Raw genomic sequence first — 19,440 nt, 5'->3', positions numbered from 1 at the left:
CGAGGCGGCCGTATCGCCTCGTCTGGGAACCGCGCAGTAGACAAGACTGCCATGCCCCGGGGGGTGCCGAGGCACCAGCCCCCGGCCTCAGGAGACGAAGACCACCAGAGGCCGGGCCGTCCCGCCCCGCTCCTCGGCGAGCGCGAGCAGCGTGCCGTCCGGCCCGAAGACGCCGATCGGGCCAGGCCCCAGGCCCGCCGCGCGCAGCCGCCCGCCGTGGGCGACCAGCCGCGCCTCGTCCTCGCCCACGTCCCTGCGGGGGAAGGCCGCCGCCACCGCGTCGGCCATGGGCATGATCACGCACTCCCGGGAGAGATCCTCGATCGTGCGCGCCGCCTCGATTCCGTACGGCCCGACCCGGGTGCGGCGCAGCCGGGTGAGATGGCCGCCGACGCCGAGCGACGCGCCGAGGTCGCGGGCCAGCGCCCGGATGTAGGTGCCGCTGGAGCAGGTGATCACGGCGTCCAGGTCCACCGTCTGCGGGGTCCGCCGGATCTCCCCCACCTCGAACGCGTGGATCGTGACCGGCCGGGCGGCCAGCTCCACCTCCTCGCCGGCGCGGGCCCGCTTGTAGGCCCGCTGCCCGTCGACCTTGATGGCGCTGACCTGCGGCGGCACCTGCATGATCTCGCCGGTGAGCGCGGCGACGCCCTTGTGCACCTGGTCGTCGGTCACGTGCCCGGCGGCGGTGGTGGCGACCACCTCGCCCTCGGCGTCGTCGGTGTTCGTCGTCACGCCGAGGCGGATCGTGGCCTCGTAGACCTTCTCGGTCAGCGCGAGGTGCCCGAGCAGGCGGGTCGCCTTCTCCACCCCGATCACCAGCACGCCGGTGGCCATCGGGTCGAGCGTGCCCGCGTGACCGACCTTGCGGGTGCCCGCGATGCCGCGCATCTTGCCGACCACGTCGTGCGACGTCCAGTCGGCCGGCTTGTCCACGATGATCAGGCCGCTCGGCGGCGGCGTCCTTCTCGCCTTGGGCGTGCTCATGACCGGCTCCCTTCCGGAGCGAGGAGGGGACGCAGTGCGGCCATCGTGTCCGCCACGGACAGCGCCGAGGAGAACCCTGCGGCACGCGCGTGGCCGCCGCCACCGAGCGCGGCGCAGGCCCGGGCCACGTCCACCGCGCCCTTCGACCGGGTCGAGACGTTCCAGCCGCCCTCGTCGTCCTCCTTGAGCACGACCGCGACCTCCGCCTCGTCGACCCGGCGCACGACGTCGATCACGCCTTCCACCTCGTCGTACGGCAAGCCCTCGGCGGCGCGGTCGGCACGGCTCACGTAGGTCCACACCAGGCCCAGGCCGCCCGCGGCGTCCGGCTCCAGGGCGGCCCGCCCGAGCGCCGTGCCGAGCACCCGCAGGTACGCGAAGGGCGAGCGGTCCCACAGTTCCCTGGCGATCTCCTCCGGGCGCAGCCCCGTGGCCAGCAGCCGGCCGGCCATGGCGTGCGCGGCCGGGGTGGTGATGGAGTGCCGGAAGGAGCCGGTGTCGGTCACCAGCCCCGCGTACAGGCAGGTGGCGACCTCACGGTCGACCGGGAGACCGAGCCGGTTGAGGAGCTCCTCGACGACCATCGTGGTCGAGGCCGCCCCGGGGTCCACGAGGTGGACCGTCCCGAAGCGGGTGTTCGACACGTGGTGGTCGATCACGAGGAGTTCGCGGGCCTTGCCCGCATGGGGCGCGAGCAGGCCCAGCCGCTCCATCGTGGAGGCGTCGAAGGTGATCATCAGGTCGGGCTCGGCGGGGTAGGCCGAGGGCTCGACCAGCAGGTGCTGGCCGGGCAGGAACCGCAGCAGCCGGGGCACGGCGAACACCCGGTCGCCGAAGGACGCGACGACCTTCCTGCCGGTGGCCGCGAGCGCCAGCCCGAGGCCCAGCATCGAGCCGAGGGCGTCCCCGTCCGGGGACACGTGACAGGCGAGCGCCACCGTGCCGGCGGCGCTGATCAGTTCGGTCGCACGCCGCCAGTCCGCCTCGCCGGCGGCGCTTTCGTTCGTGGTCACCGGGCGGGGTGCCCCGCGCGGCCGGTGGGCTCGTCCTCGCCCTCCTCCTCGGCCGCCTCGGCGTCGAGGTCGTCCTCGAAGCGGTAGGGCTCGGCGTCCCCGGCGAACTTCGCGCCCTCCGCCTGGCGTGCGATCTCCGCGTCCTTCTTCTTGGCCAGCTCGAACAGGTCGTTCATGTGGCGGGCGCTGTCCGGAAGCGGGTCGTGCACGAACGTCAGGCCGGGGGTGTGCCGCAGGCCGGTCTGCCGGCCGACCTCGGAGCGGATGATGCCCTTCGCGCTCTCCAGGGCGGCGGCCGTGTCGGCACGCTCCGCCTCGGAGCCGAAAACCGTGTAGTAGACGGTCGCGTCGCTCAGATCCGCGGTGACCCTGGCGTCGGTCACCGTCACGAACCCCAGCCGCGGATCCTTGATCCGCCGCTCCAGCATCTCCGCGACCACCTGCTGGATGCGATCGGCCAGCTTCCTGGCACGCGCTGCGTCCATGCTCACGCTCCCTCGTATCTGTACGGCTGACGCGCGGGCCCCGGCCGTCTATTCCTCGTGGTCGTTGAAGAGCCGCCGCCGCGCGGACAGCAACTCGATCTCGGGGTGGTAGGCGACCAGGCGTTCGCAGGCGTCGAGCACCTCGTCGCAGTTGGCCGCGGACGCCGACACCACGGCGACGCCGATCTCGGCGCGCCGGTGCAGGTCGAGGTGGCCCGCCTCGGCGACGGCGGCGGCGGGATACTTGCGCTGGATCTCGGCGATGAGCGGCCGGACCACCGAGCGCTTCTGCTTCAGCGAACGGACGTCGCCGAGCAGGATGTCAAGAGTAAGAGCACCGATGAACATGGGTCGTCACCACGTCGGCGAACGTCCGGCCGCCGCCCCCGCGCGTGGCGGGGGCGGCGGAACGGCGCGTCAGACGCGCGGCTTCTCCTGCATCTCGAACGTCTCGATGACGTCCTCGACCCGGATGTCGCTGTAGCCGATACCGATACCGCACTCGAAGCCCTCGCGGACCTCGGTCGCGTCGTCCTTGAAGCGACGCAGCGACGAGACGGTGAGGTTGTCGGCCACCACGACGCCGTCGCGGATGAGCCGGGCCTTGCTGTTGCGGGTGATGACGCCCGAGCGGACGATCGAACCGGCGACGTTGCCGATCCGCGGGACCTTGAAGACCTCGCGGATCTCGGCGGTGCCGGTCCTGACCTCCTCGAACTCCGGCTTCAGCATGCCCTTGAGGGCCGCCTCGATCTCCTCGATCGCCTGGTAGATGACCGAGTAGTAGCGGATGTCCACGCCCTCGCGCTCGGCCAGGTCGCGCGCCCGCACCTCGGGACGCACGTTGAAGCCGATGATGACGGCGTTGTCGTCGCCCATCGCCAGGTTGACGTCGTGCTCGGTGATGGCGCCGACCGCGCGGTGGAGCACCCGCAGGCGCACCTCCTCGCCGACGTCGATCTTGAGCAGCGCGTCTTCCAGTGCCTCGACGGAACCGGAGACGTCACCCTTGATGATGAGCTTGAGCTCGTCGACCTGGCCCTTCTCGAGGTCCTTGAACAGCTCCTCGAGGGTGCGGCGACGGCCGGACCTGGCCATGTCGGCGATGCGCTGCCTGGCCGCCCGCTGCTGGGCGATCTGGCGGGCCATGCGGTCGTCGGTGACGACGATGAAGTTGTCACCGGCGCGCGGGACGGCCGTCAGACCGAGGACCAGGACCGGACGCGACGGGTCGGCCTCTTCGACCGTCTCGCCGTTGTCGTCCAGCATCGCGCGGACGCGGCCGAAGGCCTCGCCACAGACGATCGAGTCGCCCACCCGCAGCGTGCCGCGCTGCACGAGCACGGTCGCCACCGGGCCGCGGCCCTTGTCGAGGTGCGCCTCGATCGCGAGTCCCTGAGCGTCCATCTCCGGGTTGGCCCGCAGGTCGAGCTCGGCGTCCGCGGTCAGCAGGATGGCCTCGAGCAGGTTCTCGATGCCGATGCCCTGCTTGGCCGAGATGTCGACGAAGAGGGTGGAGCCACCGAACTCCTCGGCCACCAGGCCGTACTCGGTGAGCTGGGCCCGCACCTTGGTCGGGTCCGCGCCCTCCTTGTCGATCTTGTTGACCGCCACCACGACCGGGACGTTCGCCGCCTGGGCGTGGTTCAGCGCCTCGATGGTCTGCGGCTTCACACCGTCGTCGGCCGCGACCACCAGCACCGCGATGTCGGTGGCCTGCGCACCACGGGCACGCATGGCGGTGAACGCCTCGTGACCCGGGGTGTCGATGAAGGTGATCTTCCGCGGCTCGCCCTCGTGCGTCGTCGCCACCTGGTAGGCGCCGATGTGCTGGGTGATGCCGCCGGCCTCGCGGGCCACCACGTTGGTGTGGCGGATCGCGTCGAGCAGCTTCGTCTTACCGTGGTCGACGTGACCCATGACGGTCACGACCGGCGGGCGCGGCGCGAGGTCGGCCTCGTCGCCCTCGTCCTCACCGAACTCGATCTTGAAGGACTCGAGGAGCTCGCGGTCCTCCTCCTCCGGGCTGACGACCTGGACGTCGTAGTCCAGCTCGGCGCCGAGAAGCTGAAGCGTCTCCTCGTTGACCGACTGGGTCGCCGTCACCATCTCGCCGAGGTGCAGCATGATCTGCACGAGCGAGGCGGGGTTGGCGCCGATGCGATCGGCGAAGTCCGACAGGGACGCGCCGCGCGGGAGGCGGATCGTCTGGCCGCCGCCACGCGGAACCTGCACGCCGCCGATCGCCGGGGCCTGCATGTTGTCGAACTCCTGGCGCCTCTGGCGCTTGGACTTGCGGCCACGGGTCGGACGGCCACCCGGACGCCCGAACGCGCCCGCCGTGCCGCCACCGCGACCACGGCCGCCGCCACCGCCGGGACGGCCGGCGAAACCGCCGCCGCCACCACCGGGACCGCCGCCCGGACCACCGGGACGACCGGCACCCGCGGCGCCGGGACGCGGACCGCCGAAGCCGCCACCGGGACGACCACCGCCGCCACCCGGACGGCCACCGCCGCCCGGACCACCGGGACGACCGCCGCCACCGGGACCACCGGGACGACCGCCCGGCGCGGCCGGACGGCCCTGCGGCATCATCATCGGGTTCGGACGCGGACCACCGGGACGCGGGCCACCGGCTCCGGGGCCGGGGCGCGGACCGCCCATGCCCGGTCCCGGACGCGGACCCGCAGGCCCGGGACGCGGACCACCGGCGCCCGGAGCGCCGGAACGCGCGCCCGGCGGACGCGGCATGGCTCCGTCGCGCGCGCCGTCACGACGCGGCTCGCGAGGGGCTCCGTCACCACGGTCGGGACGGTCCCCACGGTCGGGACGACCGCCGTCACGGCCGCCGGGCCGCGCGGGGCGCTGGCCCATGCCGCTGGCGGTCGAGGAGAACGGGTTGTTGCCCGGACGCGGGCCACGCGGGCCCGGCTTGGGCGCACCGGGACGCGGAGCGCCACCGGTGGGCGCGCCGGGACCGGCGGGTGCGCCGCCCGGACGCGGAGCCGGCGCCGGCCGGGGACCCGGCTTTGGCGCGCCGGCGCCTGGGGCGCCCGGCCTCGGGCCTGCGGCCGCCGGACGCGGCCCCTCGGGACGGGGCGCCTGCGGGCGGGCGGCCTCGGGGCCGGGTGCGCCCGGCTGGGACACCGGCGGGTGAGGCATCGGAACCGGACGCGGAGCGGGCCGCGGGCCGGGCTTCGGACCCGGCTTGGCCACCGCGCCGGTGGACTGTGAAACGGGCGCCTGCGCGGCGCCCCCGTTGGCCTGGCTCTCTGCCGGCCTCGGCGCAGGCTTCGGCTGCGCCGGACGGGCGGGCTTCCCCCCGCCCTTGGAGGCGTCACCCTTGAACGCCTCGGTCAGTTTGCGGACGACCGGCGCCTCTATCGTCGAGGACGCCGACCTCACGAACTCGCCCATTTCGGTGAGCTTGGCCATCACGACCTTGCTCTCGACCCCGAACTCCTTGGCGAGCTCGTATACCCGGACCTTCGCCACTGCACTCCCTAACTCGGCCCGGGAGGCTCGCAGTGCCGCCGGACCGTCGCTACCTGAACGTACTCATCGCCGCGTGCTCATCAGGCGCTCATAGCAATCTGACTCCGCCCATCAACTCGGCGTCCTACATGACAATTTCGTCGTGCCCTGGCTCCCGGAGCCGATACCGAGGGCCAGCGGTAACCATTCACCCGGACCGTCCCGGCGTCAACCCCTCCAAATGAGCCCGCAGCAGCGACGTATCGAGCGGTCCCTCCACGCGAAACGCGCGTGGGAACGCCCGGCGACGCTCGGCGAACTCCAGACAGCGCGGGGACGGATGCAACGAGGCACCACGTCCCGGGAGCCGTCCTCGCGTGTCGGGGACGATCACGCCCTCGACCACGACCAGGCGGAGCAACTCGGACTTTACCGTGCGAACCCGGCAGCCCACACACGTTCTCAGCGGGGCTGCCTGGTAACCATATTCCAGCTTACCTTGCCGACGCATCAGCGGGATCAGCAGGTGCCTGCTCGGTGTCCGGACGGATGTCGATCCGCCAGCCCGTAAGACGGTTGGCGAGGCGGGCGTTCTGGCCCTCCTTGCCGATCGCCAGGGACAACTGGTAGTCGGGCACGATCACACGCGCGGTGCGGCTCTCGGCGTCGACCACCTCGACACGGGAAACACGCGCGGGCGACAGGGCATTCCCGACGAACTCGGCCGGGTCCTCCGACCAGTCGATGATGTCGATCTTCTCGCCGTGCAGCTCCGTCATGACGTTGCGCACGCGCGAGCCCATCGGGCCGATGCAGGCGCCCTTGGCGTTGACGCCGGGCTTGCGCGACCGCACCGCGATCTTCGTGCGGTGGCCGGCCTCGCGGGCGATGGCCGCGATCTCCACGGTCCCGTCGGCGATCTCCGGCACCTCCAGCGCGAAGAGCTTCTTCACGAGGTTGGGGTGCGTGCGCGACAGGGTGACCGACGGCCCCTTGGGCCCCTTCTTCACCTGCACCACGTAGCAGCGGATGCGCTCGCCGTGCGCGTACTCCTCGCCCGGCACCTGCTCGTTGTGCGGCAGGATCGCCTCGATCTTGCCGAGGTCGACCAGCACCACCCGCGGGTCCTTGCCCTGCTGGATGACGCCCGCGACCAGCTCGCCCTCGCGGCTGGCGAACTCGCCGAAGTTCACCTCGTCCTCGGCGTCGCGCAGCTGCTGGAGGATCACCTGCTTGGCCGTGGTGGCCGCGATCCTGCTGAAGTTGGACGGGGTGTCGTCGTACTCCCGCACGACCTCGCCGTTCTCGTCCATCTCGGCGGCCCAGATGATCACATGGCCCGTGTCGCGGTCCAGCTCGGCCCGCGCCTTCTGCGCCGCGCCCTCCGTGCGGAAGTACGCGATCAGCAACGCGTCCTCGATCGCCTTGACGACCAGGTCGAAGGAAATGTCCTTCTCCCGCTCCAGGCTGCGCAGGACGCTCATGTCAATGTCCACAAGGCTCCCCCTAGCCCTCGTCGTCGGCGTCGTCGATGTCTTCGTCGACATCGAGGTCTTCGTCAAGTTCGTCGTCGAGCCCGGCGTCGCGCCGGTTGAACTCGACCTGCACGCGGCCGCGCACCAGCTCGCCGTACGCGATGCGGCGCGCGCCGTCCAGCTCCACATCGGTCTCGCCGGCCTCGGTCACCCGGCCCTCCACGGAGGTGCCGTCACGCAGCTCGGCCTTCACCAGCCGCCCGCGCGCCCGTCGCCAGTGGCGCGGCTCGGTGAGCGGCCTGTCGACTCCGGGAGAGGTGACCTCGAGGACGTACGGGCTGCCGCCGAGGACGTCCACCTCGTCGAGCCGCTTGGAAACGGACTGGCTCACGTCGGCCACGTCGTCGAGGCTCACACCGCCGTCCCGGTCCACCACGACGCGCACCAGCCGCCGGCGGCCCGCCGGTGTGACCGTGACGTCCTCCAGGTCGAACCCCTCGGCGGCGACGACCGGGCCGAGCAGCTCAACCAGGCGGCCGCGTCGAGCGTCGCTGCCCATGCCGACCTCCCAAATGACCGTGTGGCTGTGATCGTTGCCTGTGACCGTAGTGCCCAAGCCCCTGGTGCCCAAGCCCGATGTGCCAACAGCCTATCGACACCGGGAGGTGGAAACAGCGCCACACCCGGGCGGCGATCCGACACGGGCACGATCGACACGGTCACGGGCGATGACCAGTGCGCGCCGCGCCGTACGATGCTGTGTCGTGAGACACAGCGGCGGGCCACGGGTGACGAGACGCGTGTTGCTGGGCTCCGCCGCCGCTGCCGGTCTGGCCGCGGCGGGTTGTTCCCCGGCCCCGCGGAAGCCTGCCGCTCCGGCCGCTCCGGATCCGCAGACCGTGCTGCTCACCTCGCTGATCACGGGCAAGGAACACCTGGTCTCGCTCTACGGGCAGGCGGTCGCCGCCCGGCCCGCCCAGGCCGCCGCGCTGGAGCCGTTCCGTCAGCGTCACGCGGCGCATCTCCAGGCGCTGCGCGCGCTCCTGCCCGCCGGGGGCGGAACGTTCCCCGCGAGCCCCGCGCCGCCGGCCTCGTCCTCCGCGGCCCCGTCGCCGTCCGCCGTGTCCGCCGTGTCCGTCGTGTCCGTCGAGACGCTCAGGGACGCCGAACGGCGCGCGGCGTCGGCGCGACCCGCGCAGATGGCCACGGCCTCCCCCGCGCTCTCCCAGCTCCTGGCGAGCATCGGCGCGTGCGAGGCCGTCCACGTCGTCGCCCTGGGGAGGGTGCGTGACTGAGAGCGCGGCCGAGCCCTCCAAGGCGCCCACCGGCGACGCGCTCGACCGGGCCCTGTCCGCCGAGCACGCCGCCGTGTACGCCTACGGAGTGATCGGCGGGAAGACCAGCGGCGCGCTGCTCAAACGCGCCACCGCAGGGTTCGACGCCCACCGGGCACGGCGCGACCAGCTGCGAACGCTCATCACCCGGCGAGGCGGCACGCCCGCCGAGCCCGGCCCCACCTACCTGCTGCCTTTCGAGGTGCGCGAACCGGCCGACGCGGTGCGTCTGGCCGTGCTGGTGGAGCAGCGGGTGACCACCGCCTACCTGGAGCTCGCCGCCGACCGCGACCCGGCGCTGCGGCGGCTCGCCGCTCTGGCCGCGCAGGAGTGCGCGACCCGCGCGTACGGCTGGCAGCCGAAGATCGGCGACCCGTTCCCGGGCATGGGCCGCGGCGGCGCCGACGTCGACGCCGCCCCTGCGGAGGAAGCCGGGTCAGAGGAGGCAGGGTCAGAGGGGGCAGGGTCAGAGGGGGCAGGGTCGGATGCCGCTTCCTCCGAATCGGCCGGGGCGGACGCCGCCCCCGGCCAGGAGGCCCGGCCGGAGCAGTCCGCCCAAGGCGGCCAATAGGGCCCTCGCCCTGGAGTTCAGCAGGATCCGCCCCGGCGAGTAAGCAGCGCGACCCACGGACGGCGCACAACGACACGGTCCCGCCGCCCCGGCACCGGGAAGCCCTGCCGGAACAGTCCGGCCCAGCGAGCCGGCAAGGTCGCGCGGCCCACGGAGCAGCGCCCCACAGGCACAGCAACGCGGCGCCGCCGCCCTCGTCAGGAGGCCCATCCCGGCTCGATGGGCCGGCACCGCGGACGGCGGCCCACGACAGCGCTCAGCGACACGGCGCCGCCGCCCCCTTCGTACGGGGACGGCGGCGCCGTGTGGTGATCAGATGTGCCCGGCGATCAGGCCCGGCAGGCGGCCAGCACCCGCTCGACGGCCTCGTCCAGCGGGATCTCCTCCTTGGTCCCGGTGGCCCGGTCGCGCAGCTCGACCACGCCGTTGGCCAAGCCCCGGCCGACGATCAGCACGGTGGGCAGGCCGAGCAGCTCGGAGTCCTTGAACTTGACGCCGGGCGACACGCCGGGGCGGTCGTCCACGAGCACGCGCAGCCCCCGCGCCTCAAGGGTCTCGGCGAGGTTGCTCGCGACCTCGATCTGGTTCTCCTTGCCGGTGCCCACGATGTGCACGTCGGCGGGCGCCACCTCCCTGGGCCACACCAGGCCCAGCTCGTCGTGGCGCTGCTCGGCGAGCACGGCCACCGCCCGGGACACGCCGACGCCGTACGAGCCCATGGTGATGCGGATGGGCTTGCCGTCGGGCCCGAGCGCGTCGAGCTGGGCGGCGTCGGCGTACTTGCGGCCGAGCTGGAAGATGTGGCCGATCTCGATGCCCCGGTCGATCGACAGCGGGTGCGCGCAGCGGGGGCAGGCGTCGCCCGCCCGCACCTCGGCGGCCTCGATGGTGCCGTCGGGCTGGAAGTCGCGGCCCACGACCACGTGCGCGGCGTGCTTGCCCGGCTCGTTGGCGCCCGTCACCCAGGCCGAGCCCTCGACCACGCGGGGGTCGACCAGGTAGGTGATCCCCAGCTCCTTGAGCACCTGGGGGCCGATGTAGCCGCGCACCAGGCCGGGGTGGCGGGCGAAGTCCTCGGCCTCGAAGATCTCCGGCACGCCGGGCGCGAGCGCCGCCTCAAGGCGCTTGAAGTCGACCTCGCGGTCGCCGGGCACGCCGACGATCACCGTCTTGACCTCGTCGGAGCCCGGCGTACGGACCTTGACGACGAGGTTCTTCAGCGTGTCGGCTGCGGTGATGTCCAGGCCGTACGTCTCGTTGACGTACGAGACGAGCGACTCGATCGTCGGGGTGTCGGGCGTGTCGAGCACCTTCATGGGGGGCTGCTCGGCGGTGACGGCGGGCGGCGCGGGCGTGACGACCGCCTCGGCGTTGGCCGCGTATCCGCAGTTGTGGCAGGCCACGAAGGTGTCCTCACCGGTCGGGCAGGGGGCGAGGAACTCCTCGGAGGCCGACCCGCCCATCGCGCCCGACATCGCGAAGCAGATCTTGTAGTCGATGCCGAGGCGATCGAAGATGCGGATGTACGCCTCGCGGTGCATCTCGTAGGACCGCTTGAGGCCGTCGTCGTCGAGGTCGAAGGAGTAGGAGTCCTTCATGACGAACTCGCGGCCGCGCAGGATGCCCGCCCGGGGCCGGGCCTCGTCGCGGTACTTCGTCTGGATCTGGTAGAGGGTGACGGGGTAGTCCTTGTAGGAGGAGTACTCCCCCTTCACCATGTCGGTGAACATCTCCTCGTGGGTGGGCCCGAGGAGGTAGTCGGCGCCCTTGCGGTCCTTCAACCGGAACAGCGTGTCGCCGTACTCGGTCCAGCGGCCCGTGGGCTCGTAGAAGTCCCGGGGCAGCAGCGCGGGGAACAGCACCTCCTGCGCGCCCATCCGGTCCATCTCCTCACGCACGACCCGCGCGACGTTCTCCAGCACGATCTTGCCGAGCGGCAGCCAGGAGTAGATGCCGGGCGCGACGCGGCGGATGTAGCCGGCGCGGACGAGCAGCTTGTGGCTCGGCACTTCCGCGTCCGCCGGATCCTCACGCAGGGTGCGCAGGAACAGGGTCGACATACGCAGCAGCACGGCTACTCCTTGCTCGTAAGAGGTCTCGTCCGCGGCGCCCCCTCGGGGTGCGATGCGGATCTCCTCACGGACCCTCGGAGACGACCGGAGGGACGAGACGAAGACGATGTGCCCCCAAGGCTATCGACTCCGGGGGCCACACCGCCTCACGTAAAACGAACGGCGAGCCGATACAGGGCCGCCGGCGTCAGCCGCCGAGCAGTTCCTCCCAGTGCTGACGGCCCCGTCCACCCGTGCCGACCGAGCCTGCCGGGCCGTCCAGCGCCGCCGACAGCCGCCACAGGCCGGGCCTGGTCCGCAACCGCTCCATGCCGAACGGGTCGATGGCGCGCAGCACGAAGGTCACGCCCATCACGTTCAGCATCGCCGTGGACGTGGTCGCCGGGCCCGCGGGGGCCGCCCGTACGGCGTCCTGGCCGGGCTCGCCGATCCGGTCAAGGAGCTGCGCCGCCACCTCGGCGGCGTACGGGCCGTCGCGCCACTCGATGTGCCAGGAGCGGTCGGTGCCCCGCCACCATGTCAGGTCGCGGCACGCCTCCAGCGTCTCCGCCTCACCGGATAAGGCGGCCATGACCCGCCCCAGTGCCTCATACCTCAGCCCGTCCGGCACGGAGCCGGACGGCGGCGCGTCGCCGTCCTCTTGACCGTTCTGCGGGCCGGGCACCGTGGCCGGTGAGGCCCCGGGCTCGTCCCGCCCCCCGCGGAGTCCCCTCATGTCAGGGAGGGTGCCACCGCCCGGCCTTCTCGTCCGCGGGTTTCCCCGTCTTTTAGCCCCACTGCCCACGGGCATCACTTTGATCGTGGCCGCATGGTCGCCGCAACCCCGCGAACCATCACAACACGGATGACAATCCGGTGTGCGCGGCACGGCGTTCCACTGGCAGTGCAACCGGCGGTGATAAAGAATCACAGACAGGGAGCATCCGCAGATGCTGGAGGCCATGGTGACACTGCGCGTCGCGATCGTCGGGTCGGGCCCGGCCGGCATCTACACGGCCGAGGCGCTGGTCAAACAGTCGCAGGACCCCGTCGAGGTGGACGTTCTCGAACGCCTGCCGACACCGTACGGGCTGGTCCGCTATGGCGTGGCGCCCGACCACACGTCGATCAAGTCGATCGCCGGCTACCTGCGCAGGGTTCTGGAGACCCCGGGGGTGCGCTTCCTCGGCGGCGTCGAACTGGGCGCCGACCTGTCGGCGGACGACCTGCTGTCCTGCTATGACGCCGTCGTCTACTGCACGGGCGCGATGGTCGACAGGCACCTCGGAGTCCCGGGCGAGGACCTGCCGGGCAGCGTCGCGGCGACCGACTTCGTCAACTGGTACTGCGGCCACCCCGACGTCCCGCCGGACACGTTCTCCCTCGACGCGGAGGAGGTCGTCGTCATCGGCGTCGGCAACGTCGCCGTGGACGTGGTGCGGATCATGGCGAAGACGGCCGACGAGCTGCGCGGCACGGACGTGCCCGAAGAGGTGCTCGACCGGCTGGCCGCCTCCAAGGTGAAGCGGATCCACATGGTCGGCCGGCGCGGGCCCGAGCACGCGAAGTTCACCCTGAAGGAGCTGCGGGAGCTCGGCGAGCTGCTGAACGCCGACGTCCTCACCTATCCCGACGAGGTCGCGGTCGCGGACCTGACCACGCTGTCGCGCCAGGTCAGGGGCAACGTGGACGTGCTGCGGTCGTGGTCGGAGCGCAAGCCTTCCGACCGGCCCCGCCGCCTGGAGGTGCGTTTCTGGCTGCGCCCGGTGGAGATCCTCGGCGTGTCCCGGGTCGAGGGCGTACGGCTGGAGCGGACCCGGCTGGAGAACGGGCGGGTCGTCGGGACCGGCGACTTCGAGACGATCCCGGCGGACATGGTGATGCGCTCGGTGGGCTACCAGAGCGTGGCGCTGCCCGGGGTGCCGTTCGACCCGGCGACGATGACGGTGCCGAACGTCGCCGGCAAGGTGACCGACCGGCAGTACGTCGCGGGCTGGCTCAAGCGCGGGCCGACGGGCGTGATCGGGACCAACAAGTCCGACGCCGCCGAGACCGTGCGCACGCTGCTCGCCGAGGTGGTGCCGGGAACGGCGACCGCCCGGCTGGACGACCTGCTCGCCGCGCGCGGGCTGAGCCCGGTGACGTACGAGGACTGGCTGGCGATCGAGGCCGCGGAGGCGGCGCTGGCCGGCAGCCTCGGGAGGGGCGAACGGGTGAAGCTGGTGGGCAGGGACGCGATGCTGAACGCGTGCGGCCGGCTCTCCCGCCCAGGCGGCGCGTCCTGACAAGGACCGGGGCCTGACAAGGCCGCGTCCTGGCGGGTGCCGGGTCCTGATGAGGGCGCGCCCTGACGAGTGCCGCGTTTCTGGCGGGTGCCAGGCTCTGGCGGGTGTCGATTTCTCGCGGGTGCCGGGTGCTGACGGGGGCGCGCCCTGACGAGTGCCGCGTTTCCGGCGGGGCCGAGCGCTCACGGGCGCCTCCTGACACGGCTCGTTGGGGTCACGTCCTGAACGGGCGTCTCGTCCTGACGGGGCGTCTCGTCCTGACGGGGTGGCGTGGTCAGGACCAGTGGGCCGGCCGGTGGTAGCGCCCTCCGTCGCGGCCGGGCACGAGATCGGGCAGTTGCGACTGCCTGACGAGCGCCTCGCCGAGAGGAAACCAGGCGTCGCTCGCGAGGCGAAGGCCGTCCGAACGTCTGCCGGGCGGGAAGACGGTGACGACCCGGGTCTTGCCGCCGCGCCGGGCGTCCACCTGACGCACCGCCTCGATGGCCGCGCACAGGTCGGAGTCGGCCGAAAGCAGCAGCACCATGTCGACCCGGTCGAGGGCGACGTCGCCGACCATCGCGGTGGCCAGCGCGACGTCGGACTGCTTCTCCTCGTAGGTCCGCCGGGAGACGCCGCAGGCCCGGCAGGAGGCCCGCTGCTCCTGGAACCGCCCCAGCACCACCTCGACCCCCAGGCTCTCCAGGACCGCGAGGTAGGTCTTCTGCCGCAGCAGCGCGGCCGGCTCGCCGCGCACGTGGGCGCTGAAGTAGCGGACGGTCGCAAGCGTCTGCCCGGACCTCAGCAGCCGGCCCGCCAACGCATGGAGATCGAGCCAGAGATAGCGGCGTCCCCGCAGGGAGCGCAGTCCGTAGTAGAGGTTGAACCCGTCCACGTAGACCCCGACACGCAGGACCTGGGGAACGGGGTTGTCGCGCAACGCCATCATCTCCTAACATGGAGTCACCGCGCCCGGGGTTACGTCCCCGGGCTCTACGGCCCCCGGCAGGGGGCCGTTTCTTTTTCCCCCACCGATTCGATCACCTGTTCGATCGGCCGGTCGGGGAAAAGAATAGCCAACCGAACGTGGTCGCGCAGCGACGTTGTGTGATGAGGTCTTCGTGGCGAGGGCTTCTGCGAGGATCGTCCCTATGGAGACGACGCTGACCGGCCCAGGCGGCCTGCTCGACGGCCTGCTCGACGGCTTCGCCGGGACCCATGACGAGCAGCTCGCCCGCTTCCCCGTAAGGGAGCCCGCGTGGCAGCCGGTGCACACGGTGTATGTGCCCGCGGACCGGGTGACGGCGGAGATCGTCCAGCAGTGGCGGCACGCCGCGACCGATCTCCTCCACCGGCTCCTGTTCACCCCAACCGAGCTGGCCGAGCTGTTCGATCTCGACCTCGAGCTGGCCCAGCCCGTGCACGACCGGGTGCGCAGGAAGCTGCACGCCGAGCCGATCGAGGACCTGCGGATCGACTTCGAGGACGGCTACGGCACGCGCTCCCCCGAGGAGGAGGACGGGCACGCCGAGTCGGCGGCGGCGGCGGTGGCCGCGATGCACGAGGCGGGCACGCTGCCCCGCAGGTGGGGGCTGCGGGTGAAGTCGTTCGCCGACGGCGACCCCGTGCGCTCGGTGCGCACGCTCGACGGGTTCCTGACCGGGGTCGTACGGCGGGCCGGCAGGCTCCCCGACGGGTTCACGGTCACGTTCCCCAAGGTCCTCATGGAGGACTACCTGCACCAGTTCGCACGCTGCCTGGAGGCGCTGGAGCACGGGTTGCGCCTGCCCCCGGGCACCCTGCGCTTCGAGATGCAGGTGGAGGCCCCGCAGACCGTGCTCATGCTCCAACGCTCGGCCGACCTGGTGCCCTCGCTGTGCGGCCGGCTGGCGGCCGCCCACTTCGGCGTGTTCGACTACACGGCCGCGCTCGGGCTGCCCCCGGACGAGCAGCGGCTCGACCACCCGGCCTGCGACCACGCGCGGCACGTCATGCAGACGGCGCTGTCGGGGACGGGCGTGGAGCTGTCGGACGGCTCGCTGGCCGCGGCCCCGGCCTCGGACGCGGCGGCCGACGTGCACGCCCTCCTGCGCAGGCACTCGGCGCTGGTGTCGCACTCGCTGGCGCACGGCTTCTACCAGGGCTGGGACATGCACCCCTCGCACCTGGTCAGCCGCTTCGCGACCGTCTACGCCTTCCACCTGGCCTGCTACGAGAAGTACGCCGACCGGGTGCGCGCGTGGCAGGAACGGCGCGCGGCCTCGGGGGGCGTGCTGGACGAGCCGGCGACGATCAGGACCCTGGTCGCCGCCCTGGCCCGGGCCGACCGCGCTCTCTGCTGAGACCGGTCCCTCTGCCGACACCGGGCCCACCACGGCCTCTGCCGAGACCGGCCGGCCATGGCCCCCTGCTGCCCCCGGCCGGCCGCGCCCACCCTGGACAGTACGCACGGGATTTGCCATATCGGCAAGGTTCCTTGCCGCCTTCGCCACCTGTGCCGCACTGTGGGCCCGACGTCGACAGCAGACGCCGACACGGGAGGCAGAGGTGGACGAGAAGAAGTACGACGTGGTCGTGGTGGGCGGCGGCCCGGCGGGGCTCAGCGGAGCCCTGGCGCTGGCGCGGGCCCGGCGGTCGGTGCTGGTGGTGGACGCGGGAGAGCCGCGCAACGCCCCGGCCGCGCACATGCACAACTACCTCGGCCTGGACGGCACGCCACCCGCCGAGCTGCGGGCGGCCGGGCGCGAGGAGGTGATCGGGTACGGCGGTGAGGTCGTCACCGGGCGGGCCGAGACGGCCACGCGGGAGGGCGACGGCTTCCTCGTGACGCTGGACGACGGCCGCGCCGTCCGGGCCCGCCGGCTGCTGGTGGCGACCGGGGCCGTGGACGAGCTGCCCGACGTGCCGGGCCTGGCCGGGCGGTGGGGCCGCGACGTGCTCCACTGCCCCTACTGCCACGGGTGGGAGGTGCGCGACCGGCGCATCGGCGTGCTGGCCATGGGGCCGCTCTCCGTCGAGCAGGCCCTTTTGTGGCGGCAGTGGAGCGACGACGTGGTGTTCCTGGCCCACCACTGCCCCGCGCCGTCCGAGGAGGATGCCGAGCGGCTCGCCGCGCGGCGGATCCCGGTCGCCGAAGGCCCCGTCACGGGGATCGAGGTGACCGGTGACGCGCTCACCGGGGTGCGGCTGGCCTCCGGCGAGGTCGTCGCGCTGGACGCGCTGGTCGTCGGCGCACCGCTCACCACCCGGTCCCAGGTGCTGGAGTCACTCGGGCTCAAGCCGGTCGAGGTGGAGCTCGGCGGCCACCTGGCGGGCACCCGGATCGCCGCTGAGCCGACCGGCGCGACCGCCGTGCCGGGGGTCTACGTGGCGGGGAACGTGACGGACGTACGCGCCGTGGTGATCGCGTCCGCCGCCGCGGGCCTGGCCGCAGGGGCGGCGATCAACGCGGACCTCGTCGCCGAGGAGACCCGTGAGGCCGTCGCGGCCTACCGCGACGACATGCGCACGATGTTCGAGGAGGCGGCCTGGGAGGAGCGCTACCGCTCCCGGCCGGCGATCTGGAGCGGCGACCCCAACCCGCAGCTCGTCGCCGAGGCCGCGCAGCTTCCTCCGGGCCGGGCCCTCGACGTCGGCAGCGGTGAGGGCGCCGACGCCGTCTGGCTCGCCACGAGGGGCTGGCGGGTGACGGGAGCCGACATCTCCGCCACGGCGCTGGAGCGGGCCGCCGCCCACGCCGTCGACGCGGGCGTCGCCGACCGCACCGAGTGGGTGCGCGCGGACCTGCGCGACCATGTCTTCCCCGAGGACGCGTACGACCTGGTGTCCGCGCAGTACATGCACCTGCCGGGTGAGGCCAGGCGGACGCTGTTCGCCCGGCTGGCGGCCGCGGTGGCCCCGGGCGGCACCCTGCTGATCGTCGGGCACCACCCGTCCGATCTGGTGACCAGGGTCCGGAAGATGCACTTCCCGCAGATGATGTTCACCGCCGAGGAGGTCGCGGCGTCGCTCGATCCGGCCGAGTGGGAGATCGCGGCGGCCGAGGCCCGGCCGCGCACGGCGGTCGACCCGGAGGGCCACGAGGTCACCAGCCGCGACGCCGTCCTGGTCGCCCGACGCCGCGCCTGAGTCTCGGCGCCGGACGGTCAGGGCCGGACGGTCAGGGCCCGACGGTCAGGGCCGGACGGTCAGGGCCCGACGGTCAGGGCCGGACGGTCAGGGCCCGACGGTCAGGGCAGAGTGGCCAGAGCCAGGTGACCAGAACCGGGTGGCCAACCGGGTGGCCAGAGCCAGGTGCTCAGAGCCGGTCCACGATGCCGCGCCAGCGCCTGACGAGGCCCGGGTCGACCGGCTCCTGCCAGGAGCCCCGTACGGCGGTGCCAACATGGAAAGCGCGGATGCCGTAGTCGAGCAGGACCGGCACGTGCTCCTCGCGCAGGCCGCCGCCCGCGAGCACCAGCGAGGCGTCCCCCGCCTCGGCCCGCGCGCGTAACACGCCGAGGCCGCTGCCGACCCCCTCGGGCAGGCCCGACGTGAGGACGGTCGCCAGGTTCGGCAGCAGCCGTACGGCACGCCAGGCGGCCCGGACGTCGGCGGCGTTGTCCACGGCGCGGTGGAAGGTCCAGGGCAGCGGCGAGACCGCGTGGATCAGCGCGTCCGTCGCCTCCCTGTCGACCGACCCGTCCTCGGAAAGGAAGCCGAAGACGAAGCCCGCCGCGCCGGCCTCGGCGAGTTCCTTGACGTGGCCGCGCAGCCGGTCGAGCTCCTCCGGGGACACGGTGAACCCGGCGTTGCAGCGGAGCATGACCATCTGCGGCAGCCCACACTCGCGTGCGATCGCCGCGACGAGGTCCGCCGAGGGGGTGAGCCCGCCCACGTCCATGCCGGACACGATTTCCAGGCGGTCCGCTCCGCCCTCCTCGGCGGCCACGGCGTCACGCACGTCGAGCGCGATCACTTCAAGGAGGGATCCCGTCATGAAGTGAACAGTATCCGGTCCCTTTGCGGGGCCTCACGGCATCCGCCCTGTTCAGCACTCGATCAACTCGTTGTGAGCGGTGATGTCAAGAACTCTCCAGGCTTGCACCGCATGTCCCGAGCGCTGGGCCGGCACCATCGGCGTGCGCCGACGGGACGGCGCGGCCGGGATCGCGGCGCCGGCGTCCCGCTCGAACAGCGCGCCGGAGGCGCGATGCGGCAGGTCGACGGTGCGGACGTGCCGGAAGCCCGCCTTCTTGTAGTACGCCTGCAGGCGGGCGTTGTCCTTGGCGCAGTCGAGCCGCAGGTAGGGCCGGTCGTGCGCGGCGGCACGCAGGGCTGCCCAGTCGAGCAGCACCTCCCCCAGTCCCTGGCCCGAGCATGTCCTGCTCACGGCGAGTTTGTGGACGTAGAGCGCGTCGCCGGGGCGGTCGGCGGGGGTCCAGAACTCGGGGTCGGCGTGGCCGTCCACGGCGATCGTGGCGGCCGGCTCCGGGGAGCCGTCGTCCAGGAGATACATGACGCCCGCGCCGATGAGCGGCTCGATGCGCTCGGCGGGGAAGCCCCCGGCGGGCCACTGCCGGACGCCGAGGCCGTTCAGCCATCCGGCGGTGCGCGTCAGCAGGGCGAGGACCCCCTCAAGGTCGGCCGGGGTGGCGCGACGCAGCGTGAGTTCCATAACAAGATCCAGGGTGTTCGCGGGCATGCCTGATTCCTTTCGTGCCGACGGCGGCGATTTGATCACTGAGAGTGACGGCTGGATGCCGTACAGCGTCCGTCCGGGAGACGGCGGGCCCGCTAGGGCG

The 19,440-nt window shown here is 72.6% G+C and carries 18 protein-coding genes; 5 read left to right on the top strand and 13 right to left on the bottom strand.

Translation table 11 applies throughout. From position 1 onward, the window contains the following. Positions 1 to 87 precede the first annotated feature (87 nt). From truB to rimP, 8 genes are all read right to left on the bottom strand, one after another. Positions 88 to 987, bottom strand: a complete 900-nt coding sequence (gene truB / locus OHB01_RS21255) for a tRNA pseudouridine(55) synthase TruB (protein ID WP_142649931.1) — start codon at positions 985 to 987, stop codon at positions 88 to 90. After that, positions 984 to 2,000 (bottom strand): DHH family phosphoesterase, encoded by a 1,017-nt coding sequence (locus tag OHB01_RS21250; RefSeq protein WP_142649932.1) that lies wholly within the window; start codon positions 1,998 to 2,000, stop codon positions 984 to 986. The genes truB and OHB01_RS21250 overlap by 4 nt, the downstream gene beginning before the upstream one ends. Continuing rightward, positions 1,997 to 2,485, bottom strand: coding sequence for a 30S ribosome-binding factor RbfA (rbfA, locus tag OHB01_RS21245; protein ID WP_147943406.1), 489 nt, complete (start codon positions 2,483 to 2,485; stop codon positions 1,997 to 1,999). Before rbfA ends, OHB01_RS21250 begins: the two co-directional genes overlap by 4 nt. A 48-nt stretch (positions 2,486 to 2,533) precedes the next feature. Further along, positions 2,534 to 2,833, bottom strand: coding sequence for a DUF503 domain-containing protein (locus tag OHB01_RS21240; RefSeq protein WP_142649934.1), 300 nt, complete (start codon positions 2,831 to 2,833; stop codon positions 2,534 to 2,536). 69 nt (positions 2,834 to 2,902) lie between these two features. Beyond that, on the bottom strand, positions 2,903 to 5,983 hold the full coding sequence (infB, locus tag OHB01_RS21235; protein ID WP_328853878.1) for a translation initiation factor IF-2: 3,081 nt from the start codon (positions 5,981 to 5,983) through the stop codon (positions 2,903 to 2,905). A 187-nt stretch (positions 5,984 to 6,170) separates the two neighbouring features. Then, on the bottom strand, positions 6,171 to 6,473 hold the full coding sequence (locus tag OHB01_RS21230; protein WP_142649936.1) for a YlxR family protein: 303 nt from the start codon (positions 6,471 to 6,473) through the stop codon (positions 6,171 to 6,173). Beyond that, positions 6,457 to 7,446 (bottom strand): transcription termination factor NusA, encoded by a 990-nt coding sequence (nusA, locus tag OHB01_RS21225; RefSeq protein WP_205830693.1) that lies wholly within the window; start codon positions 7,444 to 7,446, stop codon positions 6,457 to 6,459. Before nusA ends, OHB01_RS21230 begins: the two co-directional genes overlap by 17 nt. Before the next feature lie 22 nt (positions 7,447 to 7,468). Further along, on the bottom strand, positions 7,469 to 7,996 hold the full coding sequence (gene rimP / locus OHB01_RS21220; protein ID WP_142649938.1) for a ribosome maturation factor RimP: 528 nt from the start codon (positions 7,994 to 7,996) through the stop codon (positions 7,469 to 7,471). Between the two features lie 205 nt (positions 7,997 to 8,201). Here rimP and OHB01_RS21215 point away from each other — a divergent pair, with 205 nt between their 5' ends. After that, positions 8,202 to 8,732 carry a hypothetical protein gene (locus tag OHB01_RS21215; RefSeq protein ID WP_328853877.1) on the top strand — a complete coding sequence of 177 codons (531 nt, stop codon included), beginning with the start codon at positions 8,202 to 8,204 and terminating at the stop codon, positions 8,730 to 8,732. Next, positions 8,725 to 9,342: a ferritin-like domain-containing protein gene (locus OHB01_RS21210; RefSeq protein ID WP_328853876.1), complete on the top strand. Its 618-nt coding sequence runs from the start codon at positions 8,725 to 8,727 to the stop codon at positions 9,340 to 9,342. Before OHB01_RS21215 ends, OHB01_RS21210 begins: the two co-directional genes overlap by 8 nt. 329 nt (positions 9,343 to 9,671) lie before the next feature. Here the strand turns inward: OHB01_RS21210 and OHB01_RS21205 are convergent, their stop codons facing one another. Both OHB01_RS21205 and OHB01_RS21200 read right to left on the bottom strand, forming a co-directional pair. Then, positions 9,672 to 11,414, bottom strand: coding sequence for a proline--tRNA ligase (locus tag OHB01_RS21205; protein ID WP_185949032.1), 1,743 nt, complete (start codon positions 11,412 to 11,414; stop codon positions 9,672 to 9,674). A gap of 187 nt (positions 11,415 to 11,601) precedes the next feature. Continuing rightward, positions 11,602 to 12,129 carry a hypothetical protein gene (locus OHB01_RS21200; protein ID WP_185949033.1) on the bottom strand — a complete coding sequence of 176 codons (528 nt, stop codon included), beginning with the start codon at positions 12,127 to 12,129 and terminating at the stop codon, positions 11,602 to 11,604. Between the two features lie 214 nt (positions 12,130 to 12,343). Between OHB01_RS21200 and OHB01_RS21195 the strand changes: the two genes are divergently transcribed. Continuing rightward, on the top strand, positions 12,344 to 13,678 hold the full coding sequence (locus tag OHB01_RS21195) for an FAD-dependent oxidoreductase (protein ID WP_205830694.1): 1,335 nt from the start codon (positions 12,344 to 12,346) through the stop codon (positions 13,676 to 13,678). Positions 13,679 to 13,952: 274 nt separating this feature from the next. On the opposite strand, the gene OHB01_RS21190 is transcribed toward OHB01_RS21195, so the two are convergent. Then, positions 13,953 to 14,606 carry an NYN domain-containing protein gene (locus OHB01_RS21190; RefSeq protein WP_328853875.1) on the bottom strand — a complete coding sequence of 218 codons (654 nt, stop codon included), beginning with the start codon at positions 14,604 to 14,606 and terminating at the stop codon, positions 13,953 to 13,955. Positions 14,607 to 14,808: 202 nt separating this feature from the next. On the opposite strand from OHB01_RS21190, the gene OHB01_RS21185 reads away from it, so the two are divergent. Further along, positions 14,809 to 15,999 carry a DUF6986 family protein gene (locus OHB01_RS21185; RefSeq protein WP_142649941.1) on the top strand — a complete coding sequence of 397 codons (1,191 nt, stop codon included), beginning with the start codon at positions 14,809 to 14,811 and terminating at the stop codon, positions 15,997 to 15,999. Between the two features lie 205 nt (positions 16,000 to 16,204). Then, the gene (locus tag OHB01_RS21180) at positions 16,205 to 17,785 is read left to right on the top strand and encodes a bifunctional NAD(P)/FAD-dependent oxidoreductase/class I SAM-dependent methyltransferase (protein WP_147943410.1); all 1,581 of its coding nucleotides are present in this window, start codon (positions 16,205 to 16,207) and stop codon (positions 17,783 to 17,785) included. A gap of 169 nt (positions 17,786 to 17,954) precedes the next feature. Here OHB01_RS21180 and OHB01_RS21175 read toward each other — a convergent pair whose 3' ends face one another. Both OHB01_RS21175 and OHB01_RS21170 read right to left on the bottom strand, forming a co-directional pair. After that, entirely contained in the window at positions 17,955 to 18,635 is a 681-nt protein-coding gene (locus OHB01_RS21175; RefSeq protein WP_142649943.1) for a copper homeostasis protein CutC, read from the bottom strand. 51 nt (positions 18,636 to 18,686) lie between these two features. Next, the gene (locus OHB01_RS21170) at positions 18,687 to 19,340 is read right to left on the bottom strand and encodes a GNAT family N-acetyltransferase (protein WP_142649944.1); all 654 of its coding nucleotides are present in this window, start codon (positions 19,338 to 19,340) and stop codon (positions 18,687 to 18,689) included. Positions 19,341 to 19,440: the final 100 nt, after the last annotated feature.

Origin of the sequence: Microbispora hainanensis (assembly GCF_036186745.1) — a bacterium.
GTDB lineage: Bacteria > Actinomycetota > Actinomycetes > Streptosporangiales > Streptosporangiaceae > Microbispora.
The sequence above is the reverse complement of the archived record's forward strand: the minus strand, read 5'-3'. Positions and strand labels throughout refer to the sequence as shown.